The sequence below is a fragment of the Streptomyces sp. NPDC055103 genome, assembly GCF_053607625.1.
On the sequence record NZ_JBSGTX010000053.1, the window covers coordinates 19511 to 45525 of the forward strand.

General features: G+C 71.9%; 21 protein-coding genes. 5 read left to right on the top strand and 16 right to left on the bottom strand.

Annotation, left to right across the window (positions count from 1 at the left end; all coding sequences use genetic code 11):
• Window positions 1-46: 46 nt before the first annotated feature.
• The gene (locus ACWFR1_RS28455; RefSeq protein WP_453555934.1) at window positions 47-442 is read left to right on the top strand and encodes a hypothetical protein; all 396 of its coding nucleotides are present in this window, start codon (window positions 47-49) and stop codon (window positions 440-442) included.
• On the opposite strand, the gene ACWFR1_RS28460 is transcribed toward ACWFR1_RS28455, so the two are convergent.
• Genes ACWFR1_RS28460 through ureA form a run of 3 tightly spaced genes read right to left on the bottom strand, consistent with a single transcriptional unit; the run spans window position 384 to window position 3846 of the window.
• Complete coding sequence (locus tag ACWFR1_RS28460; RefSeq protein ID WP_453555936.1) at window positions 384-1433, bottom strand: agmatine deiminase family protein; 1050 nt, start codon at window positions 1431-1433, stop codon at window positions 384-386. The genes ACWFR1_RS28455 and ACWFR1_RS28460 overlap by 59 nt on opposite strands.
• A 20-nt stretch (window positions 1434-1453) precedes the next feature.
• Window positions 1454-3136 (bottom strand): urease subunit alpha, encoded by a 1683-nt coding sequence (locus ACWFR1_RS28465; protein WP_453555938.1) that lies wholly within the window; start codon window positions 3134-3136, stop codon window positions 1454-1456.
• Complete coding sequence (gene ureA, locus ACWFR1_RS28470) at window positions 3136-3846, bottom strand: urease subunit gamma (protein ID WP_453555940.1); 711 nt, start codon at window positions 3844-3846, stop codon at window positions 3136-3138. Before ureA ends, ACWFR1_RS28465 begins: the two co-directional genes overlap by 1 nt.
• A 136-nt stretch (window positions 3847-3982) precedes the next feature.
• On the opposite strand from ureA, the gene ACWFR1_RS28475 reads away from it, so the two are divergent.
• On the top strand, window positions 3983-5407 hold the full coding sequence (locus tag ACWFR1_RS28475) for a cytosine permease (RefSeq protein ID WP_453555942.1): 1425 nt from the start codon (window positions 3983-3985) through the stop codon (window positions 5405-5407).
• Between the two features lie 34 nt (window positions 5408-5441).
• Here ACWFR1_RS28475 and ACWFR1_RS28480 read toward each other — a convergent pair whose 3' ends face one another.
• The 4 genes from ACWFR1_RS28480 to ACWFR1_RS28495 form a co-directional block, all read right to left on the bottom strand.
• A complete protein-coding gene (locus tag ACWFR1_RS28480) occupies window positions 5442-6530 on the bottom strand; it encodes a branched-chain amino acid aminotransferase (protein ID WP_453555945.1) in 1089 nt (362 codons plus the stop codon).
• Between the two features lie 259 nt (window positions 6531-6789).
• Window positions 6790-7830 (bottom strand): 3-isopropylmalate dehydrogenase, encoded by a 1041-nt coding sequence (locus tag ACWFR1_RS28485; protein ID WP_453555947.1) that lies wholly within the window; start codon window positions 7828-7830, stop codon window positions 6790-6792.
• Window positions 7831-7944: 114 nt separating this feature from the next.
• Window positions 7945-8076 carry a hypothetical protein gene (locus ACWFR1_RS28490; protein WP_453555949.1) on the bottom strand — a complete coding sequence of 44 codons (132 nt, stop codon included), beginning with the start codon at window positions 8074-8076 and terminating at the stop codon, window positions 7945-7947.
• 252 nt (window positions 8077-8328) lie between these two features.
• On the bottom strand, window positions 8329-9237 hold the full coding sequence (locus ACWFR1_RS28495; RefSeq protein WP_453555952.1) for a LysR family transcriptional regulator: 909 nt from the start codon (window positions 9235-9237) through the stop codon (window positions 8329-8331).
• A 101-nt stretch (window positions 9238-9338) separates the two neighbouring features.
• On the opposite strand from ACWFR1_RS28495, the gene ACWFR1_RS28500 reads away from it, so the two are divergent.
• Together ACWFR1_RS28500 and ACWFR1_RS28505 are read left to right on the top strand one after the other, a co-directional pair.
• On the top strand, window positions 9339-10343 hold the full coding sequence (locus ACWFR1_RS28500) for a zinc-binding dehydrogenase (RefSeq protein ID WP_453555954.1): 1005 nt from the start codon (window positions 9339-9341) through the stop codon (window positions 10341-10343).
• A 91-nt stretch (window positions 10344-10434) separates the two neighbouring features.
• A complete protein-coding gene (locus ACWFR1_RS28505) occupies window positions 10435-11322 on the top strand; it encodes an alpha/beta fold hydrolase (protein ID WP_453555956.1) in 888 nt (295 codons plus the stop codon).
• An 81-nt stretch (window positions 11323-11403) separates the two neighbouring features.
• Here ACWFR1_RS28505 and pruA read toward each other — a convergent pair whose 3' ends face one another.
• Together pruA and ACWFR1_RS28515 are read right to left on the bottom strand one after the other, a co-directional pair.
• Complete coding sequence (gene pruA / locus ACWFR1_RS28510) at window positions 11404-13035, bottom strand: L-glutamate gamma-semialdehyde dehydrogenase (RefSeq protein WP_453555959.1); 1632 nt, start codon at window positions 13033-13035, stop codon at window positions 11404-11406.
• Window positions 13036-13068: 33 nt separating this feature from the next.
• On the bottom strand, window positions 13069-13995 hold the full coding sequence (locus ACWFR1_RS28515) for a proline dehydrogenase family protein (protein WP_453555961.1): 927 nt from the start codon (window positions 13993-13995) through the stop codon (window positions 13069-13071).
• A 183-nt stretch (window positions 13996-14178) separates the two neighbouring features.
• Here ACWFR1_RS28515 and ACWFR1_RS28520 point away from each other — a divergent pair, with 183 nt between their 5' ends.
• Window positions 14179-15291 carry a PucR family transcriptional regulator gene (locus tag ACWFR1_RS28520; protein WP_453555963.1) on the top strand — a complete coding sequence of 371 codons (1113 nt, stop codon included), beginning with the start codon at window positions 14179-14181 and terminating at the stop codon, window positions 15289-15291.
• Here the strand turns inward: ACWFR1_RS28520 and ACWFR1_RS28525 are convergent.
• The 7 genes from ACWFR1_RS28525 to ACWFR1_RS28555 form a co-directional block, all read right to left on the bottom strand.
• A complete protein-coding gene (locus ACWFR1_RS28525; RefSeq protein WP_453555966.1) occupies window positions 15288-19451 on the bottom strand; it encodes a trypsin-like peptidase domain-containing protein in 4164 nt (1387 codons plus the stop codon). The genes ACWFR1_RS28520 and ACWFR1_RS28525 overlap by 4 nt on opposite strands.
• Window positions 19452-19457: 6 nt before the next feature.
• Complete coding sequence (locus tag ACWFR1_RS28530) at window positions 19458-19769, bottom strand: trypco2 family protein (RefSeq protein ID WP_453555968.1); 312 nt, start codon at window positions 19767-19769, stop codon at window positions 19458-19460.
• Window positions 19770-19899: 130 nt separating this feature from the next.
• Window positions 19900-20478, bottom strand: coding sequence for a TetR/AcrR family transcriptional regulator (locus tag ACWFR1_RS28535; protein ID WP_453555970.1), 579 nt, complete (start codon window positions 20476-20478; stop codon window positions 19900-19902).
• Window positions 20479-20567: 89 nt separating this feature from the next.
• Entirely contained in the window at window positions 20568-22157 is a 1590-nt protein-coding gene (serA, locus tag ACWFR1_RS28540) for a phosphoglycerate dehydrogenase (protein WP_453555973.1), read from the bottom strand.
• A 237-nt stretch (window positions 22158-22394) separates the two neighbouring features.
• Window positions 22395-23396: a ketol-acid reductoisomerase gene (ilvC, locus tag ACWFR1_RS28545; RefSeq protein ID WP_453555975.1), complete on the bottom strand. Its 1002-nt coding sequence runs from the start codon at window positions 23394-23396 to the stop codon at window positions 22395-22397.
• Window positions 23397-23515: 119 nt separating this feature from the next.
• Window positions 23516-24043, bottom strand: coding sequence for an acetolactate synthase small subunit (ilvN, locus tag ACWFR1_RS28550; protein WP_121833425.1), 528 nt, complete (start codon window positions 24041-24043; stop codon window positions 23516-23518).
• Between the two features lie 31 nt (window positions 24044-24074).
• Complete coding sequence (locus ACWFR1_RS28555; RefSeq protein WP_453555978.1) at window positions 24075-25925, bottom strand: acetolactate synthase large subunit; 1851 nt, start codon at window positions 25923-25925, stop codon at window positions 24075-24077.
• Window positions 25926-26015 lie beyond the last annotated feature (90 nt).

Here is a 26015-nt window from a genome sequence, read left to right on the forward strand (position 1 = left end):
AGAGAGTACCGATCCACCGCCGCGAGGCAGAAGAAGGGACCACATCATGGCCGTACGGACGACGCCGTCGCCGGGCAGGTTCACGTTCCCGCAGGTCGCGGTCGCCCTGCAGACCCTGGCCCTCTTCTTCCAGTCGGTCACCGCCGGGATGCTGCTGTCCGGGTCCGTCGGCCTCACGCTGCACGACGCCGGATCGAAGGTGATGTACGGCGCCTCGATGCTGTACGTGATCGCCGGGGTCCTGGCGTGGAAGCCGGGCGGAGGGTCCCCCCGCCCGGCCCTGTACGCCACCGGCTTCCTCGTGCTCGCCTCGGTGCAGGTGGTGCTCGGCGTGACGCACCAGCCGGCCTTCCATGTCCCCCTGGGCATCGTGATGTTCGCCCTCAGCGTGCTGGCGCTGGCCGCCACGGTGCGGACTGCACGCGCGGCTGCTGCTGCGTGATGCAGTGGATGCCGCCGCCGCCCGCGAAGATCGCCCGTGCGTCGACCAGGGTCACCGTGCGCTCCGGGAAGAGGCGGCGGAAGATCTCGGCGGCGAGCTCGTCGTGCGGGTCGTCGAAGGCGCACAGGACCACGCCGTCGTTGCACAGGTAGTGGTTGATGTAGGAGTAGTCCACCCAGTCGCCCTCCTCGTCCTTGAGGACGGTGGGGGCCGGGATCTCGACGACCTCCAGGGGGCGGCCCTGGGCGTCCGTCTGGCCGCGGAGGATGCTCACGTACATCCGCGAGCGCTCGTAGTCCGGGTGGGCCGGGTCCTGCTGGCTGTGGACGAGGACCGTGCCCGGGCGGGCGAAGGCGGCGACGATGTCGACGTGCCCCTGGGTGCCGAAGAGGCCGTAGTCGCCGCTGAGGCCGTGCGGGAGCCAGATCGCCTTGGTGGTGCCGAGCTTGGCGTGGATCTCGGCCTCGACCTGCGCGCGGGTCCACTCCGGGTTGCGGCCCGCACCGAGCTGGACGGTGTCGGTCAGCAGGACCGTGCCCTCGCCGTCGACGTGGATCGCGCCGCCCTCGTTGACGAGGGGGGAGGAGAGCACGGGGACGCCGGCGAGGTCCGCGACATGGCGGGCGATCTTGGAGTCGTGCTCCCAGCGGGCCCAGTCCTGGGCGCCCCAGCCGTTGAACACCCAGTCCACGGCGGCCAGTTCGGTGCCGTTGGTGACGAAGGTCGGGCCGATGTCGCGCATCCAGGCGTCGTCGAGGTCGCGCTCGACGAGCTCCACGTCGTCGCCGAGGAGGGCACGCGCGGAATCCGCGTCGCCGGGGGCGACGACCATCGTCACCGGCTCGTAGCGGCGTACGGCCCGGGCCACGGAGGCCCAGGCGGCGCGCGCCTCGGCGAGCTCCTCGTCGTTGGTGAAGGTGGGGTTGGTGCTGGGCCAGGCCATCCAGGTGCGCTCGTGCGGCGTCCACTCGGCGGGCATGCGGTACGTCATGAGTCAGGTCCTAGAGGGAGTCAGAGGAAGTAGAGGCGGTTGAGGGAGACGGACTCGGCCGGCTCGGAGCGGATCGGCGATCCGTCGAGCGAGACGAGGCCCGTACGGCCGTCGACCTGCACGTCTCCGGTGCGGGAGTTGAGCACCAGGTCCGCGGGGCCGATGCCGCGCGTGCCGCGTACGGGGACGCGGCGGCGGCGGGTCGGCATGGCGTCGGAGCCGAGGTCGACGGCGGCCCGGGCCACGAACGCGACGGAGAGGTCGGCGGCCGTGGCGCCGTGGGCGCCGAACAGCGGTCCGAGGACGAGCGGTTCACAGGTGTCGGTGGCGGCGTTCGGATCGCCCACGACCCCCCACGCGGGGAAGCCGGACTTCAGCACCAGCTGCGGCTTGGCACCGAAGAACTCCGGCCGCCACAGCACGATGTCGGCGAGCTTGCCGACCTCGATCGAGCCGATCTCGTGGGCGAGGCCGTGGGCGATGGCGGGGTTGACGGTGAGCTTGGCCAGGTAGCGCAGGACGCGCGCGTTGTCGTCGTGCGCGCCGTCGCCCTCCATGGGTCCGAGCTCGGCCTTCATCTTCCCGGCCATGGCGAAGGTCCGGCGTACGGTCTCGCCGGCCCTTCCCATCCCCTGCGCGTCGGAGGAGGTGATCCCGATCGCGCCGAGGTCGTGCAGGACGTCCTCCGCGCCCATCGTCCCGGACCTGATCCGGTCGCGCGCCATGGCGGCGTCGCCCGGGAGGTCGGTCTTCAGGTCGTGGACGGAGACGATCATCCCGTAGTGCTCGGCGACCGCGTCGCGGCCGAAGGGCAGGGTCGGGTTGGTGGAGGAGCCGATGACGTTCGGCACGCCCGCCATCTTCAGGACGTTCGGTACGTGCCCGCCGCCGCAGCCCTCGATGTGGAAGGCGTGGATCGTCCGCCCGTCCAGGACCCGCAGGGTGTCCTCGACCGACAGGCACTCGTTCAGGCCGTCGCTGTGCAGGGCGACCTGCACGTCGTGCTCCTCGGCGACCCGCAGGGCGGTGTCCAGGGCGCGGGTGTGGGCACCCATGTCCTCGTGGACCTTGAAGCCGGACGCCCCGCCCTCGGCGAGGGCCTCCACGAGCGGCGCCGGGTCCGAGGAGGAGCCGCGGGCCAGGAAGCCGATGTTCACCGGCCAGGCGTCGAAGGCGTTGAAGGCGTGGCGCAGGGCCCAGGGCGAGTTGACGCCGACGCCCCAGACCGGGCCGAACTCCTGGCCGATGATCGTGGTGACACCGCTCGCGAGCGAGGCCTCCATGATCCGGGGGGAGAGCAGGTGGACATGGGTGTCGACGGCTCCGGCGGTGGCGATGAGGCCCTCGCCGGAGACGATCGAGGTGCCGGTGCCGACGACGACGTCGACGCCGTCGAGGGTGTCGGGGTTGCCGGCTCGGCCGATGGCGTGGATCCGGCCCTCGCGGATGCCGACGGACACCTTGCGGATGCCCTGCACGGCGTCGATGACGAGGACGTTGCTGATGACGACGTCGCAGGTCTCCCGGACGGCGGCGGCCTTGAGGTGGAGGCCGTCGCGGGCGGTCTTGCCGAAGCCGGCGAGGAACTCGTCGCCCTGCTTCTGGGAGTCGGACTCGACGCGGACGACGAGGCCGGAGTCGCCCAGGACGACCCGGTCGCCGGCGCGGGGGCCGTGCACGGAGGCGTACTCGTACGGGTCCATCAGTTGCCCTCGATTCCCAGGTAGCCGCACGCCAGCGCCCTGCGCAGGGCCTCTTCCTTCGCGCCGGGCGCGTCGAGCGGGCCGTCGACCAGGCCCGCGAAGCCGATGGCGACGCGCGCGCCGCCGATCGGCACGAGACCGACCTCGGCCTCGCCGCCCGGGTCGAAGCGGAAGGAGGCGCCGGCCGGGATGGCGAGCCGCATGCCGTAGGCAGCGGCGCGGTCGAAGTCGAGGCGCGGGTTGGCCTCGAAGAAGTGGAAGTGGGAGGTGACGCTCACGGGCACGGTCGCCGTGTTCCGTACGAGGAGGGTGACCTCGGGCGCGGGCTCCGGGTGCTCGGGGCCGGGGAGCAGGGCGCCCGGCGCCTGCGCGCCCAGCCGTCCGCCCCCCGCCTCGTGGGGGGACCCCCAGCCGATCGGGTCGGAGACGACCGCGAGGCGGGAGCCGTCGTCGAAGACGGCCTCGACGTGGACCTCGGTGACCACGTCGGCGACGCCGGGAAGGACGTCGTCGGGGCCGAGGACCGAGCGGGCCTCGGCGATCGCGTCGGCGAGTCGCTTGCCGTCGCGGGCCGCCTCGCAGACGGCGTCCGCGATGAGCGCGGTCGCCTCGGGCACATTGAGCCGCAGGCCCCGGGCCCGGCGGGCACGGGCGAGCTCGGCGGCGCCGAAGAGCAGCAGCCGGTCGCGTTCCGTGGGGGTCAGTCGCACGTCCGAAACACCTCCTGTTTGAGCGACACTCTAAATGTTGAGACGCTGCGAGCCAAGGATTGACGTGGCTGACAGCCGTAGGTCACATTGAGCGCCACTCTAAAAGCACCTCCCACTCCCCTCCCCAGGAGTCCCCATGCCGATAGAACAGCGCGGAGTCGACACCATTCCCGAGGCCGAACGCACCAGCGGCCCCCGCGATCTCGTCTCGATCCTGCTCGGCTCCAACCTCTGTCTAGGGGTGATCGTCTTCGGCTGGCTCCCGGTCTCCTTCGGCCTCGGCCTCTGGGCCTCGGTCACCTCCGTCGTCGCCGGGACGGTCGTCGGCGTCGCCGTCACGGCCCCGCTCGCCCTCGTCTCCCTGCGCACCGCCACCAACCTCTCCACCTCCTCCGGCGCCTTCTTCGGCGTCCGCGGCCGGCTCGTCGGCTCGGTGGTCGGACTGCTGCTGTCCCTCGGCTACACCGCGCTGACGCTGTGGATCGGCGGAGACGTGATGGTGGGCACGCTGGCCCGGCTGGTCGGCCTGCCGACCGGCGGCGTCTCGCACGCCGTCGTCTACGCGCTGCTCGCCGCGGGCACGGTCGTCGCCGCGGTCTACGGCTACCGGCTGCTGCTCAAGCTGAGCAAGGCCCTCGCGGTCGGCATGACCCTGCTCCTGGCGCTCGGCCTGGTCGCGTACGCCGGGGACTTCACGACGGCCGCCGTACCGGAGACCCCGTACCTGCTCGACTCGTTCTGGCCGACCTGGCTGCTCTCCGCGGTCGCCGCCGGGCTCAGCGGACCGGTCGCCTTCATCACCCTGCTCGGCGACTACACCCGCTACATCTCGCCCGAACGGCACAGTGAGAGGAAGGTCTGGCGCGCCACCTGCCTCGGCCTCCTCGTCGGCCTGCTGATCCCCCAGCTCTTCGGCACGTTCACCGCTCTCGCGGCCCGCGGGGGCCTCGACTACGCCGGGCCGCTCGTCGACGCCTCCCCCGTCTGGTACCTCGTGCCGCTGCTCCTCGCGGCCACGGCCGGCTCCGTCGGCAACGCCGGACTGATGCTGTACTCGATGGGGCTCGACCTCGACGCGATCCTGCCCCGGGCCACCCGGGCGCGCGCCACGCTCGTCGTCGCGGCGGTGGCGACGGCCTTCGTCTTCCTCGGCCACTTCGCCTCGGACGCCCAGACCGCCATGACCTCGTTCGTCCTGCTGCTCACCGCGATCGGCACCCCGTGGGCCGTCATCACCCTGACCGGGCACGCGCGCTGCGGGGGGACGTACGACCCGGAGGCCCTCCAGGTCTACAACAACCGCTCGCGCGGCGGGATCTACTGGTTCTCGGCGGGCTGGCACCCGCGTGCCACCGCCTCCTGGGCGATCGGCGCGGTGGTCGGCCTGGCCGGGGTGTCGACGCCGCTCTACGAGGGGCCGCTGCTCGCCCTGACGGGCGGGATCGACTGCAGCTTCGTGCTGTCGGGGCTGGTGGGCGGCGCGCTGTACGCCGTACTGACGCCGACGAGGGCCCCCGAGACGGTTCCTGCCGTCCCCGAGGCCCTCGCGGAAGTGGAGTAGCGACCAGCCGGAGTAGCGCCGGCTGGTCCAGCGACTAGCCCAGCTCGTGCATCCAGCCGTGGACGTCCTCGGACTTGCCCGTCTGGATGGCGAGCAGCGCCTCGCGCAGCTTCATCGTGACCTCGCCGGGCTCGCCGCCCGACTGCTGCCACTCGCCCCGCTCGGACTTGACCGTGCCGACCGGGGTGATCACGGCGGCGGTGCCGCAGGCGAAGACCTCGGTCAGGGTGCCGTTCGCGGAGTCGGCCTGCCACTGGTCGATGGAGACGCGGCCCTCCTCGGCCTCGTAGCCGAGGTCCGCGGCGACCTTGAGGAGCGAGTCGCGGGTGATGCCCGCGAGCAGCGAACCGGTGAGGGTCGGGGTGACGATCTTGTTCCCGTACACGAAGTACAGGTTCATGCCGCCGAGTTCCTCGACCCACTTGTGCTCGACCGCGTCGAGGTAGGCGACCTGGATGCAGCCCTTCTCGGCGGCCTCGGCCTGGGCGAGCAGGGAGGCGGCGTAGTTGCCGCCGGTCTTGGCGTCGCCGACGCCGCCGGGGACGGCACGGACGCGGTCCTCGGAGGCCCAGATGGCGACCGGCTTGACGCCCGCCGGGAAGTACGCGCCGGCCGGGGAGGCGATGACCACGAACAGGTACTCGTTGGCCGGGCGGACGCCCAGGCCGACCTCGGTCGCGATCATGAAGGGGCGCAGGTAGAGAGACTCCTCACCGCCGTGCGCCGGGACCCAGGACCGATCCTGACGGACCAGGGCGTCACAGGCCTCGATGAAGGTCTCGACCGGCAGCTCCGGCATGCCGAGCCGACGCGCGGAGTACTGGAAGCGGCGGCCATTGGCGTCGGGGCGGAAGGTGGCGACCGTGCCGTCAGGGCGGCGGTACGCCTTCAGCCCCTCGAAGATCTCCTGGGCGTAGTGAAGGACGCTGGTCGCCGGGTCCAGGTGCAGCGGGCCGTACGGCACCAGCTGACCGTCGTGCCAGCCGCGGCCCTCGGTCCACCGGATGGTGACCATGTGGTCGGTGAAGTGGCGGCCGAATCCGGGGTTGGCCAGGATCGCCTCGCGCTCCGCGTCGGACAGCGGGCTGGAGGAGGGCTTGAGCTCGATCGTGGGCGTCGTCATGAGTGCGTGTCCTTCACCGGTTGTGTGTGTAGGACCGCGCTCCCGCCTCAGTCATCGGCTGACGTCCGTGACTGTGTGGACGTCCGAGCATGCCCGCATGCCGCGGCCCCACGTTCGATTATCGCTCGCGGGGGCCGGTGCACGAAACGGGTGAACGCGGTCCAGGGTTCGATGGTGGCACCCTTCGGCCGCACAGGTACAGCCGCCGGGTGCAGGTGTGACCCGGCGGCTGCTGTCAGATGTCAGTCGGCTGCGCGGGTCAGCTCGCTACTCGCGCGGCGAGCGCGTCGCCGATCTCGGCCGTCGTACGGACGGCGGCGCCCCGCTCGGTCAGGTCGGCGGCGACGGCCTGCTCGACCCGGACGGCCTCGGACTCGTAGCCGAGGTGGCGGAGCAGGAGGGCGACGGAGAGGACGGTGGCCGTGGGGTCGGCCTTGCCCTGGCCCGCGATGTCCGGCGCGGAGCCGTGGACCGGCTCGAACATGGACGGGAACTCACCGCTCGGGTTGATGTTGCCCGAGGCGGCGACGCCGATGCCGCCGGAGACGGCCGCGGCGAGGTCGGTGATGATGTCGCCGAAGAGGTTGTCGGTGACGATGACGTCGAAGCGGGCCGGATCGGTGACGAGGAAGATCGTCGCGGCGTCGACGTGCAGGTAGTCGGTGGTGACCTCGGGGAACTCCGCTGACACCTTGGTGAAGATGTTCGTCCAGAGGTGGCCGGCGAAGGTCAGCACGTTGTTCTTGTGGACCAGCGTCAGCTTCTTGCGCGGACGGGCCTGGGCGCGGGCGAAGGCGTCCCGGACGACCCGCTCGACACCGAACGCGGTGTTGACCGAGACCTCGGTGGCGACCTCGTGCGGGGTGCCCTTGCGGATGGTGCCGCCGTTGCCCGTGTACGGACCCTCGGTGCCCTCGCGGACCACGACGAAGTCGATCTCGGGCTGGCCGGCGAGCGGGGTCGCGACGCCGGGGAGCAGCTTCGAGGGGCGCAGGTTCACATGGTGGTCGAAGGCGAAGCGGAGCTTCAGCAGGAAGCCGCGCTCCAGGACACCGGACGGCACCGACGGGTCGCCGATGGCGCCGAGCAGGATGGCGTCGTGCTTCTTGAGGGAGTCGAGGTCGGCGTCGGTGAGGGTCTCACCGGTGGCGTGGTAGCGCTTGGCGCCGAAGTCGTACTCCTCGGTCTCCAGCTTCACGTCCTGGGGAAGGACGGCCGAGAGGATCTTGAGGCCCTCGGCCACGACCTCCTGGCCGATGCCGTCGCCGGGAATGACTGCGAGATTGATGCTGTGAGACATGTCGGCACCCTACTCTTCGTCCCATCGTCTGACACGTTCCGTCCATCATGTGGACGAAGGAACAGCCCGGACGGACGAGCGGGCGACGGGTCCCGAGCGGGGGGACCCTTCGGGTCAGTGGCCGGTGGAGCCGCCGTTGTCACGGCGGTCGAGGGCGCGCTGGAGGGCGGCGGCGGCGTTCCGACGGGCCTCGTCGCTGGAACGGCCGGCGGAGTGGCGGACGCGGGGGGCGGTCTGCGTGGTCATGAGGGATCGACTCCTTGAGATCAGTGGTGATCCGAAAGTGCGGAGATCAGTGGTGATCGAAGGTGCCGGCAGGGGCGGGGAGCGCCGCCGCAGGGGTTGCCTGCACAGGGGCGTCGCGCTCTCGACCGCCATTCGCTGATGTAGCGAGACGTTCGGCTTCTACAAAGCTAGGGCAGGACGCCGCATCTGTCTCCACAATTACTCGGACTTCCTAGTATCTGAGACGGCGCGGCACCGAGGGTCGCTGGGGAGTCACCCCGCCGCGGCCCGCAGCTCCCGGATGAGGGCCCGTACGGCGAGGGAGGCCGCCAGTTCGGGGGTGGTGACGTAGCCCACCGAACGCGTCGGGCGCTCCGGACCGAGATCGGTGATCTCGACGGAGGGCGGTGCTCCGACCAGGGAGAGCTCCGGCATCACGGCCATCCCGTAACCGGTGCTCACCATCGCGAGCACCGCTCCGTCGTCCTCGGCCTGCACCGTCGCCGGCGGCAGCCACTCCTGCCTCGCCCACCAGTCCCGGGTGTACGAGGAGCAGTTCTCCGTCCAGTCGACCAGCGGCAGCGAGCGCGGCGCCGGGTGCCCGGCCGGGTGCACCAGCGCGTACCCCTCCTCCACCAGTACGCCCCCGACCAGCTCCGGCGGCACGGGCGAGGTGGTCCCGACGGTCGCGATCCCCAGGTCCGCCCGCCCGTCGAGGACTTCCCCCGCCGTGCCGCGCCCGACCTCCCGCACGATCCGCACCTCGGGCACGATCTCCGGGTGACGCGCCGTCAGCCGCCCCAGGGCGCGCGGCAGCAGATGCAGCGCCGCGCTGCGGAAGGCCGCGATGCGCAGCGGCCCGGCGAGGGTGACCGACTCCGTACCGCCGCCGGCGCCACTCCCGCTGCCGGTGCCGCTGCCGCGCACCTCGGCGGCCATGACGTCCAGGAGCCGGAGCACCCGCCGGGCGTGCGCGAGGGCCCGCTCCCCGGCGGCCGTCGGAGTGGCGCCGGTCCGCCCCCGGTCGAAGAGGACGGCGCCCAGCTTGCGTTCGGTGGTGCGCACCGAGTGCGAGACGGCGGACTGGGTCATCCCGAGGGCGACGGCCGCGGCGGAGAAGCCGCGCTCACGGCCGACGGCCACGAGGACGCGCAGTTCGCGCGGGGCAAGGTCATCTTTCACGACGGCTCCCACCTGCCGGTATGAGCGGCATTCATGGATCGGCCGCGGCCATCGACGCTACCCCCTGCCCGGGCCCGGGATCCCCTCCTACCGTCTGCCCCATGACCGACGCCACCATGATCACCGTCCAGCAGACCGCCCGCCCCACCGGTTTCCCCACCCCCGATCTCTTCTCCTTCGTCGAGTCCCCCGTCCCGGCGCCGGAGCCGGGCACCGCCCTCGTCGAGAACCTCCAGTGGTCCGTCGACCCCTACCACCGCGAGGCGATGGACACGGACGAGATCTGGACCCTGGACTCCCCCATGGAGGGCCGCACCCTGGGCCGCGTGCGCGACTCCCGCGACCCGGCGCTGCGCCCCGGCGACCTCGTCCTGCACCGCAAGGGCTGGCGCACCCACGCCCTGGTCACGAAGGACGAGGCACGCCCGGTCCCGGACTTCGGTCCCGGCGTCCCGCTCGCCGCACACCTCAGCCTGCTCGGCGGTACGGGCCTGTCGGCCTACGTGGGCCTGACCCGGATCGCCCGGCTCCAGCCGGGCGAGGACCTCTTCGTGTCCGCGGCGGCGGGCGGGGTGGGCACGGCGGCGGGCCGGCTCGCCCGGCTGCTCGGCGCGGGGCGACTGGTGGGCAGCGCGGGTTCGGCGCGCAAGGTGGCCCACCTGACGCAGGAGGTGGGCTTCGACGCGGCCTTCGACTACCACGACGGGCCGGTCGCCGAGCTGCTCGCGAAAGCGGCGCCGGAGGGGCTCGACGCGGCCCTGGACGGGGTGGGCGGCGCACACCTGGAGGCCGCGATCGCCTCGCTGCGCCCGTTCGGCCGGATCGCCTGGGTGGGCGCGGTGGGCCAGTACCACGCGCTCTCCACTCCCCCGCCGGCCCCGCGGAACCTCTTCGACGTGGTCGGCAAGAGCCTCCGCCTCGAAGGCTTCCTCGTCAGCGACCACACGGACGCGCTGGAGGAGCTGTACGACCTGACCGTCCCGCGCCTGCGCGACGGGTCGCTGCCGCTGGACGTGACGGTGGTGGAGGGCTTCGAGAACATCGTCGACGCGTTCCTGGGGATGCTGCGCGGCGAGAACCTCGGAAAGATGCTGGTGGCCACATAACCGCCTAACAACCATTGACAGGTTAGCTCCTGCCTGATGGAGTCAAGCCATCAAGCCGCCACCGGCAAGACGCACTTAAGGGGTTAGAACGATGTCCGTGCTGCCGATCCACCACCGCACCGTCACCGTCCGCGGCCACGAGATCGCCTACCGCGAGGCCGGCCCGGCCGACGCCCCCGCCCTGCTCCTGCTGCACGGCTTCCCCACCAGCTCGCACATGTTCCGCGACCTGATCCCGCTGCTCGCCGACGACTACCGGCTGATCGCCCCCGACCACCTGGGCTTCGGCCGCAGCGCCGCCCCCTCCGCCGCCGACTTCGACTACACCTTCGCCGGACTGGCCGCGCTCACCTCCGCGTTCACCGAGGCCCTGGGCCTGGACCGGTTCGCGCTCTACATCCAGGACTACGGCTCCCCGATCGGCCTGCGCCTCGCCCTCGACCACCCCGAGCGCGTCACCGCGATCATCAGCCAGAACGGCAACGCCTACGACGAGGGGCTCGGCGCCGAGGCCTGGGCGCCGGTCCTCGCCCTGATCGCCGAGCGCACGCCCGAGACCGAGGAGCCGGTCCGCGGCATCCGCTCCCTCGACGGCATCAGGTGGCAGTACGAGACCGGGGTCCCCGCCGAGTACCGCGACCTGCTCAGCCCCGACGCCTGGCACCACGACGCGGCCCTCATGGCCCGCGAGGGCCAGGACGAGATCCAGCTCGGCCTCATCGCCGACTACGGGTCGAACTTCGCGCTCTACCCCGCCTTCCAGGAGTACTTCCGCACCTCCCGGGTCCCCCTCCTCGCCGTCTGGGGCGAGGGCGACCAGGTCTTCGTCCCGGCAGGCGCCGAAGCCTTCCGCCGCGACCTCCCCGACGCCGAGATCCACCTGCTCCCGACGGGCCACTTCGCCCTGGAGACCCACGCGCCGGCCATCGCCGGCCTGATCGGCGACTTCCTGAAGCGGCGGGTCGCGAAGGGGCGATGAGAACCGCCCCCGTCCTCGAGTTGGGGGAACTGAGGAGGGGGGCGGTGTCGGGGGCGGGCCTCAGCGAGGCCCGGAGGGGCGTCAGCCCATGTGCGGGTAGCCGTACTCGGTCGGCGGAACCAGCGTCTCCTTGATGGCGCGGGTCAGCGTCCAGCGCATCAGGTTCTGCGGGGCGCCGGCCTTGTCGTTCGTACCCGAGGCACGGCCGCCGCCGAAGGGCTGCTGGCCGACGACGGCACCGGTCGACTTGTCGTTGATGTAGAAGTTGCCCGCCGCGAAGCGGAGCTTCTCCATCGTGTAGGCGGCCGCCGCACGGTCACCGGAGATGACCGCGCCGGTGAGGGCGTAGTCCGAGGCCGACTCCATCTGGGTCAGCATCTCGTCGTACCGGTCGTCCTCGTAGACGTGGATCGCGAGGATCGGGCCGAAGTACTCGGCCTTGAAGACCTCGTTCTCCGGGTCGGTGCACGCGATGACGGTCGGGCGGACGAAGTAGCCCACCGAGTCGTCGTAGGTGCCACCGGCGACGATCGTGCAGGTCGGGTCGGCCGCGGCACGGTCGATCGCGGCCTTGTTCTTGGCGAACGAACGCTCGTCGATGACGGCGCCGATGAAGTTCGACAGGTCGGTGACGTCACCCATGGTGATGCCGTCGACCTCGGCCGCGAACTCCTCCTTGAAGCCGTCGTTCCAGATGGAGGCCGGGACGTACGCACGCGAGGACGCGGAGCACTTCTGGCCCTGGAACTCGAACGAGCCACGGGTCAGCGCGGTCTTCAGGATGGCGCGGTCGGCGCTCGGGTGGGCGACGACGAAGTCCTTGCCGCCGGTCTCGCCGACGATCCGCGGGTACGAGCGGTACGTCTCGATGTTGGTGCCGACCGTCTTCCACAGGTGCTGGAAGGTCTTGGTCGAACCGGTGAAGTGGATGCCCGCCAGGTCGCGGTGGTTCAGGGCCACCTCGGAGACGGCGATGCCGTCGCCGGTCACCAGGTTGATGACGCCCTTCGGCAGACCGGCCTCCTCCAGGAGCTCCATGAGGAGCACGGCGGAGTGCGTCTGCGTCGGGGACGGCTTCCAGACGACCACGTTGCCCATGAGGGCGGGGGCGGTGGGCAGGTTGCCCGCGATGGCCGTGAAGTTGAACGGCGTGATCGCGTAGACGAAGCCCTCCAGCGGGCGGTGGTCCAGTCGGTTCCACACACCCGGGGAGTTGGCCGGCGGCTGCTCGGCCAGGATCTGGCGGGCGTACGCCACGTTGAAGCGCCAGAAGTCGACGAGCTCGCACGGGGTGTCGATCTCGGCCTGCTGGGCGGTCTTCGACTGGCCGAGCATGGTGGACGCGGCCAGCGTCTCGCGCCACGGGCCGGCGAGCAGCTCGGCGGCGCGCAGGATGATCGCGGCGCGGTCGTCGAAGGCCATCGCGCGCCAGGCCGGGGCCGCGGCGAGGGCCGCGTCGATCGCGTCCTGGGCGTCCTGCGTGGTGGCGCCGCGGAACGTGCCGATGACGGCCTGGTGGTTGTGCGGCTGGACGACCTTGAACTCCTCGCCGCCGCCGAGGCGCTTCACGCCGCCGATGGTCATCGGCAGCTCGCGCGGGTTCTCGGCCAGCTCCTTGAGCTTGATCTCGAGGCGGGCGCGCTCGGGGGAGCCGGGGGCGTAGCTGTGCACCGGCTCGTTGACCGGAGCGGGGACCTGGGTGACAGCGTCCATGGTTCGCAGTACTCCTTGTGAGAGGTGGTGGGCTCAGCCCTTGGTGAGGATGGAGCGGACGAAGAACAGCAGGTTGGCCGGCTTCTCCGCGAGACGGCGCATGAAGTAGCCGTACCAGTCGGTGCCGTACGCCGTGTAGACGCGCATGCGGTGGCCCTCGGCGGCGAGACGGTTCTGCTCCTCGCTGCGGATGCCGTACAGCATCTGGAACTCGTACTCGTCCAGCTTGCGCCCGGCGCGGCGGGCCAGCTCCTGGCCGATGGAGATCAGACGCGGGTCGTGGGAGCCGATCATCGGGTAGCCCTCGCCGTCCATCAGGATCTTCATGATCCGGACGTACGCCTTGTCGATCTCGGGCTTGTCCTGGATGGCGACGGAGGCGGGCTCCTTGTAGGCGCCCTTCACGATCCGGACGCGGGAGCCGTTGTCCGCGAGGCGGCGGGCGTCGTCCTCGGTGCGGAAGAGGTACGCCTGGATGACGCAGCCGGTCTGCGGGAAGTCCTTCCGCAGCTCCTCGTGGATGGCGAACATCGAGTCGAGGGTGGTGTGGTCCTCGGCGTCCAGGGTGACCGTGGTGCCGATCTCGGCGGCGGCCTCGACGACGGGCCGGACGTTCGCGAGGGCCAGCTCGTGCCCGTCCTCAAGGGACTGGCCGAACATCGACAGCTTCACGGACATCTCGGCGCGGGGGCCGAGGCCCAGCTCCTTGAGGCGGCCGATGAGCTCCAGGTAGGCGTCCCGGGCGGCGTAGGACTGCTCGACGGTGGTGATGTCCTCACCGACGACGTCGAGGGTGACCTCCAGGCCGCGCTCGCTCAGCTCCTGGACGATCGGGACGACGTCGCCGACCGTCTCACCGGCAATGAAGCGGGCGACGACCTGCTTGGTCCCGGGGGCGGCCGACACGAGACGGCGCATCTTGTCGCTGCGCGACGCGGCGAGAATCACGGGACCCAGCACGGGGCACCTCCAGAAGGACAGGGTGACGAAGAGGGCTGTACCCGGTCTTTCGTAAGAGAAGGGGAACAGCACGGAGAACCACCGTGAAACCTATGGATCGCTCCGATCCTCTGCCATCGACAGCTGTCACGCATCCGTGCGCGGCATCTCATACAGATGTCTGAGAGGTGCGAGAATGGCGCCGTGAAGGGCGATTACCAAGAACTGGTCGACGAGATCTCCGCGCTGTTGGGCGCCCCGGCGACGCTGGAGAACCGCGATTTCGGGCTGATCGCCTTCGGGGCGCACGACAGCGACGACGACAGCGCGATGGACCCCGTCCGGACGCGGTCGATCCTGACCCGGAAGTCGACCCCGGCGGTCCGCGCCTGGTTCGAGGGCTTCGGCATCACCCGGGCGACGGGCCCGGTCCGCATCCCCGCCGCCCCGGACGCCGGGGTGTTCCGGGACCGGATCTGTCTTCCCGTACGCCATCGGGGCGTCGTCCTCGGGTACGTCTGGCTGCTCGACGCCGAGCCCGGCCCCACGGCCGCCCAGCTCGCGTCCGCCATGGAGGTCGCCACCCGGATCGGCGGGCTCCTCGCCGACGAGGAGCGCGCGGGCGCCGACCTCTCCCGCGAGTTCGCGGCGGTGCTGACCGCCGGGCGCGGCTGGCAGAGCGACATGGCCGTCGCGGCGCTCCGGGCGGCCCTGGGCCCCAGCGCGGACGGTCTGCACACCGTCGTCTGCGTGACCCCCTGGCAGGGCGAGGCCCCCGCCGTCCGGGCGGTTCCCGGCGCGGCGGCGGTCACCGCGCTCCCGGAGGGCGAGTCCCTCGCCGTCCTCGTACGGCTGCGCACGGCCGAGGACCTCTCCCCCGCGCGCACCGCCGCGGAGCGGCTGCGCGGCACCGCGCCGGCCGGCATCGCGACCCCCCGGCGGGGCCTCGCGGAGCTCCCGGCGGCCTGGCGCGAGGCCAGCACGGCCGCCCGTGCCGCCACGGCGCAGCCGAAGCTCGGCCCGGTCGCGGAGTGGGCCGGGATCGGCCCGTACCGCCTGCTCGCGGCGCTCTACCACCCCGAGATCGACCCCGCCGTCGCGCCGCTGCTCGCTCCCGCCCACGCCGAACTGGCCCGCACGGCCGAGGTGTTCCTCGACAACGCGGGCCAGGCGGGCCGCACGGCGGCGGCCCTGGGCATCCACCGGCAGACCCTCTACTACCGGCTGTCCCGGGTCGAACAGCTGACGGGCCTGGACCTGGACGACGGCGAGGACCGCCTGCTGCTCCACATGTCCCTGAAGTCCGCCCGGCTCTAGGGCTTGTCCGGCGGATCAGGGGCGGGCCTGTCCGGCGGATCAGGGGCGCCGCCGAGCAGGTCGATCGTCAGCGGCGCGAGTTCCGGGTCCGCGAGGACCACGGCGGGCAGCAGGGCCGGGGTGCGCTGCTGATCGGCGAGGAGGCGGAGCACCTGGCGTCGGGAGCGCGCCGGATCCACGGCCGTCCCGGCCGTCACCAGTGCCGCGAGTGCCTTCGACTCGTCCGCTCCGCCCTGGCCTGAGGCGAAGCAGGTGAAGGCCTCGTCCAGCGCCGCGACCGCCTTCGCGTGCTCGCCCTGCCGGGCCAGGGCCTCCGCGAGGGCGGCGAGCGCCGGTACCCGGTGGTCCTGGTGGGCCGCGTGCATCCGTCGCAGGAGTCCGTGGACCTGCCCGATGCGCCCTGTCCCGGCGGCCGCGACCGCCAGACGCGACCAGGCGCGGCTGCGCGCGTACGCGGCCGCGTCCCACCGCTCGACGGCCTGCCGTGCCAGGTCGAACAGTTCGTCGGCGAGGGCTCCGTGCCCGCGGGTGGCGGCGATCTCCGCCACCGCGCCCAGTGCCTCCGCCTGGTCCGTCGGCAGGGAGATCCGGAGCGCCTGCCGCCGCGCCGCGTCGAAGTCCCAGCGGACCGCCAGGGCGATCGCGGGGCCCGAGGGCGGCCACGGGACGCCCAACGGGCGGACGAGCGCGGCGAAGTGCTCGGCCCAGCCCGGCTCCCCCGCCCGGGCGGCCAGGAAGGCGGCCGTCGCGACGGGGTCGTCCTCCCTGCCCATGTGGACGACCTTCCCCGAGGCCGGGTGTGCCTCCCGCGCCAGGCCGGTCAGCCGTGCGGTCAGGGCGAAGTGCCCGCCCTGGGCGGAGCCGACAGCGGCTTGCCGCAGCAGGAGACTGCGGTGCGGCGTGTCGCTGAACGCGGCGAGCGTCCGCACCCGGTCCAGGTCGCCCGTCCGGGCCGCACCGACGGCCAGCGCGGCCGCCGCGCGTTGCGCCCAGTCGTTGTCGCCGTCGGCGTCGGCGAGGGCGAGCACCCGCTCCGACTGGTCGAGCCGGCCGGCGCTGCCGACCGCCTCGGCCAGGGCGAGTCGTTCCCAGAAGTGGCGTCCCGGAACGGTCAGCGCCCGCAGGATCCCTTCGGCCCGGTCGGGGCGCCCGCACCGCGCGTTGGCGGCGGCGAGTTCCCGGCGCGGGTCCTGCTGGGTGCCTGCCAGAGACTCCGGGGAGGGCAGCCGCTCGGCACGGTCGAGGAGCCGTCCGGCCCGCTCCGCGTCCCCGCGCTCGTACGCCGCCTCGGCGCACGCGGAGAGAGCGCCCGGCCGGTGCCGCACCTCGTCCACCTCGTCGGTCAGGGCGTCGGCCCGCTCCTGGTCCCGGAGAAGCTCGTACAGCGGGGCGAGCCGCGCCCGCGTCCGGTCCCGCTGACCTGGGCCGGCCGCCGACGGCAGGCGCGTGAGCGCCTCCTCGGCCAGCCGCCGGGCGGTGCCGTCGTGCCCCGTACGCGCGGCGGCCTCGACGACGTCCGGCACGACGAGCAGGTACGCGTCGTCATCGAGCCCGCGCAGCGCCGCCTCCGCCCCTGCCAGGGCGCGCCGGCAGTCGGCCGCGTCGCCGAGCCGTCCGGCCGCGCGCGCGAACAACGCCTGCGTCCGCGCCTGCTCCGTCCTCTCCCGCGGTACGGGAAAGGCGGCGAGGGCCCCGTCGAGACCCCTGACGAGCACGGACTGGAGGGCGACCTCGTCGCGCTGCGTGGAGGGGGCGGAGCTCTCGGAGCGGACCAGCCGCTCCGCCGCGCCGATGAGCGCGAGGGCGGTGTCCCGCTCGCCGGCCGCCGCGTGCTCCCCGGCCGTCTCGGCGAGGGACTTCGCCCGCACGTTCCCGCTGCCGTCGCCGCGCACCCTCAGGGACTCCGCGGCCGCGTGCAGCAGTTGCCGCCCCAGCTCCGGTGCGTCCAGGCCGAAGGCGGCGCGGCCGACGGCGGCCAGCCGCGGAGCGTCCCAGACGGCGCCCGCGGGGCTGCGCCGGGCGGCTTCCCAGGCCAGCTGGGCGAGGCCGTGGAAGCGTTCCCGCTCGCCCAGGTCCGCGGCGACGAGGGCGAGGCCCGCGTACGCCCGTGCGGAGGACCAGATCACGGAGGCCAGGTAGTCCGCCCTGGCCCACTGGCCCTGTTCGGCCCAGCCGATCGGGATGTCGGCGGGGAACCCGAAGCTGGGGTCGGCCGGAACCTCGAAGAGCCGGTAGCGGCGCATCGCCAGGACGGCCGCGGCGCGCAGACCGTCTCCCTCCCCCACCGCCAGCGCCTGGAGCGCGTTGCCGATCTCGCGTGCGGCGTCGGTGTCGTGGCCGGTGCGGCGCTGCCACAGGGCCACGCGCTCGGGGGAGGGCAGGGCCGTGAGTCGGTCGGTGTCGGAGGAGGCCAGGAGTACGGCCGGGTAGTGGGCGACGAGATAGCCGGGGGTGTCGTCGGGCCAGTCGCGGCGCGCGTAGCTGTCCGCCCAGGCGTGCAGGGCCGCCCGGTGCCGTGCCGCGGCGGCACCGATCTCCGCGAGGGTGGCCCGGCGCAACTCGTCGTGGGCGAAACCGAAGCGTTCGGCGGCCCCCTCGGCCCCGCCGTCCGCGTCTCCCCCGCCGGTCACGCCAGTCACGTCGGCCGCGCCGGCCGCGCCGGCGTCCGAGGACAGCACCCGCGCCGGGACCGAGCGGACAAGGGTCCGCAGGTCGTACGGATCGAGGGCGCCGCCCGCCGTCTCCAGCACGGCGCCCAGGTCGTCCAGGGTCATCGGGCCGCCCACGGCGAGGGTGCCGAGGACCGCGCGTACGTCGCGGTCGGGCAGCAGGGTGGTGAGTTCGTCCGTGGCCCGTTCGCGGAGCTGGTCCGCCCGGCGGGTCGGGGACAGCGGCACCCTGGGGCAGCGCTCCTCGTCGCGCAGGGGATGGTCACGCGGCACGGCCGCCGGGATCGGCGGCATCGCGCGGCTGAGGACCAGGACGTGGCCGGTGGCGCCGGTCTCGGTGGGCAGCAGGGCGGCGATCGGCGGCGACTCGTCGTTCTCGTCGAGGCCGTCGACGAGCAGCAGCAGGTTCCGGCCGTGGAACGCGGCATGGTCGTTCGCCCGCTGCCAGAGGCTGTCCAGGGTGCCCTGCCCGGAGAAGGTCTGCGGCGGGTCGCCGAGCAGGGCGGCCAGTTGGTCGCAGACCTCCTGCTGGAACTGCCGGGTCTGTTCGCCGAAGCTGCGGGAGACGAAGAACGACACGACGTCGACGTCGGGCGGCGGGAAGGCCGCGAAGTGCGCGGCCAGGGCGGTCTTCCCCGCCCAGGGCGGGCCGGTGATCCACCGGTACGAGGCAGGGGGAGGCGCGTACGAGCGCGCGAACCGCGCGATCTCCGCCAGCTCCGTCTCCCTGTCCTGCAACTCCCCGGCCTGGCGGGCGAGCCTCCGGACCCGCCGGGTGTAGGCGGCGGTGCGGCGCACCGGACGCAGGTCGGGCTCGGCGCCGTCGGCGAGGAGGAGGGACCTCAGGTTCGGGTCGGCGGCGACGGCGGAGAGCGGGGTGGCGTGCAGGACGGGGGCGTCGCCGGCGGCGGAGACGACGACGCCGATCAGGGCGTCCTCGGCGAAGACGGCCCCGCCGGACAAGCCGCGCCAGCGCGCTCCGGTGGCGTCGGACCGTGCGTGGCCCCGGAGCTCGAGGCGGCCGGTCTTGACGTACGAGTGGGTCGCCACTTCGGCGGTCACCTGGTAGCTGTCACGGACCGCGACCCGGTCGGCGTCGACGAGGCCGGCGAGCGCGGGGAAGCCGGTCGCCGTGACGGGGACGATACGGGCGGGGTCGGTGTCCAGCCGGCCGAGCACCGGCGGCGGGGTGACGCCACCCGGGGCGGACGGTCCGGTCAGCCGGACGAGGGCCAGGTCGGTCTCGGGCGTGGCCGACCGCCAGACGGGCTCGGCGGGATGGAGCGTGGGCCGCCCTCCGAGCCGTACGGACACCCTGCTGTCCGCGGGGGCGTCGTCGAGCAGGTGGCGGGCGGTCAGGACAAGCCGCTCGCCGAGGAGATAGCCGGACCCGAAGACGCAGCCGCCGCCGTCCGGGCCGACGAGTATCTCGGCCACGCGCTCCAGGGCGGGCTGCCCGATGGGCCCGATGGATCCGGTGGAGACGGTCATGACGGGTCAGCGAGGCTGCCCGGGCAGCCGGTCGCCGACCATGACCGGGCCGTTCGCTTCCTCGGGGGTGAGCGAGAGGGTGATGCGCTGCCGGGACTCGGTGGTCTGCTTCCCCGAGCCGCCGACGCCGACCACCCAGAACTTGATCTCTCCGGTGGCGCCGGCCTCCCGGGTGGTGGCGATCTCCAGCTCCAGTTCCACCGGCCCCACGCTGAAGCGGAGGTCCTGTCCGCTCGCCGCGTCCTGGGCCCTGCGGAGCTCGCTCCTCAGCGCCCCGATCCACTCGGCGAGCCCGGCCACAGGGGAGACGTCCGTCATCGGCGACCCTCTCGGTTTCCCGGGATCGGCGTCCGTCGCGCCGATGCCCTGGCGTCCCATCGTGGCACCCGAACGGCGGAGTGTCCGGGGAATCGACGATCTCCCGCCGCCCCGCGCTCATGACCTGCCGTCAGCTGCCCTCCCCCATCAGGACCCTGAGCCCGGCGGTGAGGTCCTCCGCGCTCGGCGCCGTCTCCGGGTCGACCATCCACTGGATCATCACGCCGGTGGCGAGGGCCTGGCAGAGGAGACCCGCCACTCGCGCCTTCTCCGGGTCCGCCTCGGGGTCGATGCCGAGGAAGCCCTGGGCCATGCCGAGGCGGCCCTCGCGCTGGGGTTCCTTGATGGCCTCGCGGAGCTTCTCGTCGTCATCGATGCGGGTGACGACCTCGGTCTGGAGCTTCCAGACCGGACGGCTCGGCCCGGCCGCGGCGATCACCTGCTCCCAGACGGCGTGGAAACGCTCGTACGGGTCGGCCGGCAGCGCCTCCGCACCCTCCGCGCCGGCCGCGCCGGCCTGGTCCCCCCACTCCTCGGTGAGGGCCAGGAAGGCCTGCTGGAGCAGCGCGTCCTTGGAGCCGTAGTGGTAGCCGATGGAGGCGAGGTTGGTGCCCGACGCGGCGACGATGTCGCGCGCCGTGGTGCGCCCGTACCCCTTCTCCAGGAGGCAGCGCTTGGCGCCTTCGAGCAGGTCTTCCTTGTGTCCCATGACAGCACTGTACCCGGCCGCTAGACAATCGTGTAAGACGAACGTCTAGAAACCGGGTACGCGTACGTGTGTCCGTACGGGGTGGTGCGTCAGATCAGGTTGACCGTGCGCGCCGAGGCGGCGCCGATCTCCTCGGCGATCTCCGCGAGGACGGCCGCCGGCAGCGTGTCGTCCACAGTGAGCACGACGAGCGCCTCGCCGCCCTCCTCCGCGCGGGAGACCTGCATGCCCGCGATGTTCAGACCGGCCTCGCCGAGGATCCGGCCGACGGTGCCGACGACGCCCGGGCGGTCCTCGTAGCGCAGCACGACCATGTGGTCGGCGAGCGCCAGGTCCACGTCGTAGTCGCCGACCGCGACGAGCTTCTGGAGGTGCTTGGGGCCGGCCAGCGTGCCGGAGACCGCGACCTCCTCGCCGCTCGCCAGGGTGCCGCGCACGGTGACGACGTTGCGGTGGTCGGGCGACTCGGAGCTCGTCGTCAGCCGGACCTCGACGCCGCGCTCCTGTGCGAACAGCGGGGCGTTGACGTACGACACGGTCTCGTCGACGACGTCCTCGAACACACCCTTGAGCGCGGAGAGTTCGAGCACCTTCACGTCGTGCTGGGTGATCTCGCCGTAGACCTCGACGTCGAGACGGGCCGCGACCTCGCCCGCGAGGGCGGTGAAGATCCGGCCGAGCTTCTCGGCGAGCGGCAGACCCGGCTTCACGTCCTCGGCGATGACACCGCCCTGGACGTTGACCGCGTCCGGGACCAGCTCGCCAGCGAGCGCCAGGCGCACCGACCTGGCGACGGCGATACCGGCCTTCTCCTGGGCCTCGTCCGTGGACGCGCCGAGGTGCGGGGTGCAGACGACCTGGTCGAGCTCGAAGAGCGGGGAGTCCGTGCAGGGCTCCTTCGCGTACACGTCGAGGCCCGCGCCGGCGACCCGGCCCTCCTTGAGGGCGGTGTACAGCGCCGCCTCGTCCACGATCCCGCCGCGCGCGGCGTTGACGATCCGGACGGAGGGCTTGACCTTGTGCAGCGCCTCGTCGCCGATGAGACCGAGGGTCTCGGGGGTCTTCGGCAGGTGGACGGTGATGAAGTCGGCGACTTCGAGCAGCTCGTCCAGGGCGAGGAGCTTCACGCCCATCTGAGCGGCACGGGCCGGCTGCACGTAGGGGTCGTACGCGACGATCTTCATGCCGAAGGCGGACATGCGCTGGGCGACCAGGACGCCGATGCGGCCGAGGCCGACGACGCCGAGGGTCTTCTCGCTCAGCTCGACGCCCGTGTACTTGTTGCGCTTCCACTCGCCGTTCTTCAGGGCGGTGTTGGCCTGCGGGATGTTGCGCGCGGTGGCGACGAGCAGACCGCAGGCGAGCTCGGCGGCGGTGACGATGTTCGAGGTCGGCGCGTTGACGACCATCACGCCGGCCTTGGTGGCGGCGGAGACGTCGACGTTGTCCAGACCGACACCGGCACGGGCGACGACGCGCAGCTTGTTCGCGGCGGCGAGGGCCTCGGCGTCGACCTTGGTCGCGGAGCGGACCAGGATCGCGTCCACATCGGCGATCGCGGGGATCAGCTCGGCGCGGTCGGCGCCGTTGCAGTGCCGGATCTCGAAGTCCGGGCCCAGCGCGTCGACGGTGGCGGGCGACAGCTCTTCAGCGATGAGTACGACAGGTTTCGAGCTCACGTGAGTCCTCACAGATCCAGTGCGGACGGCCGTCCCGACGGCCGCAGGCGGTGGAGGGGGCTTGCCGCGTGAAAGCGCACGACGCTGTGGGCCTGACGCGTATGTTGTTGAGAAGTGTAGTGGTGCGTCGGCGCAGCTCATACGCCTCGGTGGAAGGATCACCCGTCCGTGGTTGGACGGGGTGTCCAACGAAGCGGGAAGGGGCCGGACACACTGTCCGGCCCCTTCCCCGAAGGCTTACGCCTCCTCGTCGTTCACCCAGCTCATGAGCTTCCGCAGCTCCTTGCCGGTGGTCTCCAGGAGGTGCTCGGAGTCCGCGGTCTTGTACTCGTTGTACTTCTTCAGACCGCCGTGGTACTCCGCCATCCACTCCTTGGCGAAGGTGCCGTCCTGGATCTCCGCGAGGACCTTCTTCATCTCGGCCTTGGTGGCGTCGGTGATGATCCGCGGGCCGGTGACGTAGTCGCCCCACTCGGCGGTCTCGGAGACCGACCAGCGCATCTTCTCCAGGCCGCCCTCGTACATGAGGTCGACGATGAGCTTCAGCTCGTGGAGGCACTCGAAGTAGGCGATCTCCGGCTGGTAGCCGGCCTCGGTCAGGGTCTCGAAGCCCGCCTTGACCAGCGCCGCGGTACCACCGCAGAGGACGGCCTGCTCACCGAACAGGTCGGTCTCGGTCTCTTCCTTGAAGGTCGTCTTGATGACGCCCGCGCGGGTGCCGCCGATGCCCTTGGCGTACGAGAGCGCCAGCGCGAAGGCGTTGCCCGTCGCGTCCTGCTCGACGGCCGCGATGCACGGAACGCCGCGGCCCTCCTCGTACTGACGACGGACCAGGTGGCCCGGGCCCTTCGGGGCGACCAGGGCGACGTCGATGCCCTCGGGGACCTCGATGAAGCCGTAGCGGACGTTCAGGCCGTGACCGAAGAAGAGCGCGTCGCCCGCCTTCAGGTTGTCCTTGATGGACTCCTCGTAGACCTTCGCCTGGATCGGGTCCGGGGTCAGGATCATGATGAGGTCGGCCTCGGCCGCGGCCTCGGCCACGGAGACGACGCGCAGGCCCTGCTCCTCGGCCTTGGCCTTGGACTTCGAGCCCTCCTGGAGACCGACGCGGACGTCGACACCGGAGTCACGGAGCGACAGCGCGTGGGCGTGGCCCTGGCTGCCGTAGCCGATCACCGCGACCTTGCGGCCCTGGATGATGGACAGGTCGGCGTCGTCGTCGTAGAACAGCTCGGCCACTGGAAATCTCCTTGAGGTGCTGGTGTTGCGTCCCACCGTACGGGGGAGCGCTTGAGGGAAGCTTTGGGGTCTCGTCAGTCGGACCGCCGGGTGGACCGGCGGTTGACCTCCGATGACTCTCAGGCGCTGCGGTCGAGGGCCCGCAGGGACCGGTCCGTGATGGACCGGGAACCACGCCCTATGGCGATCGTGCCGGACTGGACGAGCTCCTTGACGCCGAACTGCTCGAGCATCTTGAGCATGGCGTCGAGCTTGTCACTCGAACCGGTGGCCTCGATGGTGACCGCCTCGGGCGAGACGTCCACGGTCTTGGCGCGGAACAGCTGCACGATCTCGACGATCTGGGAGCGGGTCTCGTTGTCGGCGCGGACCTTCACCAGGACGAGCTCGCGCTGGATCGCGGCGCTGGGCTCGAGTTCGACGATCTTCAGGACGTTGACCAGCTTGTTGAGCTGCTTGGTCACCTGCTCCAGGGGCAGGCCCTCGACATTGACCACGATGGTGATGCGGGAGATGTCGGGGTGCTCGGTGACACCGACGGCGAGCGAGTCGATGTTGAAGCCGCGGCGGGAGAAGAGCGCGGCGATCCGGGCGAGGATGCCGGGCGTGTTCTCGACGAGAACGGAGAGCGTGTGCTTGGTGGACATGTCTGGGTCTCTTCCTTTTCGCTCTTCGCTGTCAGTCGTCTTCGCCGTCGCCGAAGTCGGGGCGCACGCCCCGCGCGGCCATGACCTCGTCGTTCGAGGTTCCCGCGGCGACCATCGGCCAGACCTGGGCGTCCTCGTGGACGATGAAGTCGATGACGACCGGACGGTCGTTGATGGCGTTCGCCTCGGCGATGACCTTGTCCAGGTCGGCCGGGTCCTCACAGCGCAGGGCGACACAGCCCATGGCCTCGGAGAGCTTCACGAAGTCGGGGACGCGGGTGCCCTTGTTCGCCTGGACGTCGTCCGGGCCCGAGTGCAGGACCGTGTTGGAGTAGCGCTGGTTGTAGAACAGCGTCTGCCACTGACGGACCATGCCGAGGGCGCCGTTGTTGATGATGGCGACCTTGATCGGGATGTTGTTCAGCGCGCAGGTGGTGAGCTCCTGATTGGTCATCTGGAAGCAGCCGTCGCCGTCGACCGCCCAGACCGTGCGGTCCGGCATGCCGGCCTTGGCGCCCATGGCGGCGGGGACCGCGTACCCCATCGTCCCGAGGCCGCCGGAGTTCAGCCAGGTGGCCGGCCGCTCGTAGTCGATGAAGTGGGCGGCCCACATCTGGTGCTGGCCGACGCCGGCCGTGAAGATCGTGCCCTCGGGGGCGAGCGCGCCGATGCGCTGGATGACCTGCTGCGGCGAGAGGCTGCCGTCCTCCGGCAGGTCGTAGCCGAGCGGGTAGGTCTCGCGCCAGCGGCTCAGGTCGCTCCACCAGGCGGTGTAGTCGCCCTTGTTGCCCTCGCTGTGCTCGGCCTGGACGGCCTGGACCAGGTCGGCGATGACCTCGCGGGCGTCACCGACGATCGGGACGTCGGCGGCGCGGTTCTTGCCGATCTCGGCCGGGTCGATGTCCGCGTGGACGATCTTGGCGTACGGGGCGAAGCTGTCGAGCTTGCCGGTGACGCGGTCGTCGAAGCGGGCGCCCAGGGCGACGATCAGGTCGGCCTTCTGGAGCGCGGTGACGGCGGTGACCGCGCCGTGCATGCCGGGCATGCCGACGTGCTGCGGGTGGCTGTCGGGGAAGGCGCCGAGGGCCATCAGGGTGGTGGTGACCGGGGCGCCGGTGAGCTCGGCGAGGATCTTCAGCTCGGCGGTGGCGCCGGCCTTGATGACGCCGCCGCCGACGTACAGGACGGGCCGCTTGGCGGCGGAGATCAGCTTCGCGGCCTCGCGGATCTGCTTGGCGTGCGGCTTGGTCACCGGGCGGTAGCCGGGCAGGTCGGTCTGCGGCGGCCAGCTGAAGGTGGTCTTCGCCTGGAGGGCGTCCTTCGCGATGTCGACCAGGACCGGGCCGGGGCGGCCGGTGGAGGCGATGTGGAAGGCCTCGGCGATCGTCCGCGGGATGTCCTCGGCCTTGGTGACCAGGAAGTTGTGCTTGGTGATCGGCATCGTGATGCCGCAGATGTCCGCCTCCTGGAAGGCGTCCGTGCCGATGGCCTTGGAGGCGACCTGGCCGGTGATCGCGACGAGCGGGACGGAGTCCATGTGCGCGTCGGCGATCGGGGTGACGAGGTTGGTCGCGCCGGGGCCGGAGGTCGCCATGCAGACGCCGACCTTGCCGGTGGCCTGCGCGTAGCCGGTGGCGGCGTGGCCCGCGCCCTGCTCGTGCCGGACCAGGATGTGGCGGACCTTCTCCGAGTCCATCATCGGGTCGTAGGCCGGGAGGATACAGCCGCCCGGAATGCCGAAGACGGTGTCGGCGCCGACTTCCTCGAGAGAACGGATGAGGGCCTGCGCGCCCGTGACGTGCTCGACGGTCGTGGCGGGCTGCGCGCCGCCGCGGGGCCGCGGCTGCGGATGGTGCCCGGTGGCCTGGTCGGTCATCAGCATCTCTTCTCGAAGCAGAGGGTGTTTGCGAGGCGTTTTGCGAGGGTTTACGTCGCCCTGGGGGTGATCCAGTGCAACAAAAAACCCCTCGTG

What these genes read in the sequence shown, in the direction of transcription:
- ACWFR1_RS28535 (WP_453555970.1), bottom strand. Translation starts at nt 20,478, where the DNA reads ATGGGACACAAGGAAGACCTGCTCGAAGGCGCCAAGCGCTGCCTCCTG.
- ACWFR1_RS28555 (WP_453555978.1), bottom strand. Translation starts at nt 25,925, where the DNA reads ATGCTGATGACCGACCAGGCCACCGGGCACCATCCGCAGCCGCGGCCC.
- ACWFR1_RS28455 (WP_453555934.1), top strand. Translation starts at nt 47, where the DNA reads ATGGCCGTACGGACGACGCCGTCGCCGGGCAGGTTCACGTTCCCGCAG.
- ACWFR1_RS28500 (WP_453555954.1), top strand. Translation starts at nt 9,339, where the DNA reads ATGACCGACGCCACCATGATCACCGTCCAGCAGACCGCCCGCCCCACC.
- ACWFR1_RS28490 (WP_453555949.1), bottom strand. Translation starts at nt 8,076, where the DNA reads ATGACCACGCAGACCGCCCCCCGCGTCCGCCACTCCGCCGGCCGTTCC.
- pruA (WP_453555959.1), bottom strand. Translation starts at nt 13,035, where the DNA reads ATGGACGCTGTCACCCAGGTCCCCGCTCCGGTCAACGAGCCGGTGCAC.
- ACWFR1_RS28485 (WP_453555947.1), bottom strand. Translation starts at nt 7,830, where the DNA reads ATGTCTCACAGCATCAATCTCGCAGTCATTCCCGGCGACGGCATCGGC.
- ilvN (WP_121833425.1), bottom strand. Translation starts at nt 24,043, where the DNA reads ATGTCCACCAAGCACACGCTCTCCGTTCTCGTCGAGAACACGCCCGGC.
- ACWFR1_RS28505 (WP_453555956.1), top strand. Translation starts at nt 10,435, where the DNA reads ATGTCCGTGCTGCCGATCCACCACCGCACCGTCACCGTCCGCGGCCAC.
- ACWFR1_RS28530 (WP_453555968.1), bottom strand. Translation starts at nt 19,769, where the DNA reads ATGACGGACGTCTCCCCTGTGGCCGGGCTCGCCGAGTGGATCGGGGCG.
- ACWFR1_RS28465 (WP_453555938.1), bottom strand. Translation starts at nt 3,136, where the DNA reads ATGGACCCGTACGAGTACGCCTCCGTGCACGGCCCCCGCGCCGGCGAC.
- ACWFR1_RS28460 (WP_453555936.1), bottom strand. Translation starts at nt 1,433, where the DNA reads ATGACGTACCGCATGCCCGCCGAGTGGACGCCGCACGAGCGCACCTGG.
- ACWFR1_RS28475 (WP_453555942.1), top strand. Translation starts at nt 3,983, where the DNA reads ATGCCGATAGAACAGCGCGGAGTCGACACCATTCCCGAGGCCGAACGC.
- ACWFR1_RS28525 (WP_453555966.1), bottom strand. Translation starts at nt 19,451, where the DNA reads ATGACCGTCTCCACCGGATCCATCGGGCCCATCGGGCAGCCCGCCCTG.
- ACWFR1_RS28480 (WP_453555945.1), bottom strand. Translation starts at nt 6,530, where the DNA reads ATGACGACGCCCACGATCGAGCTCAAGCCCTCCTCCAGCCCGCTGTCC.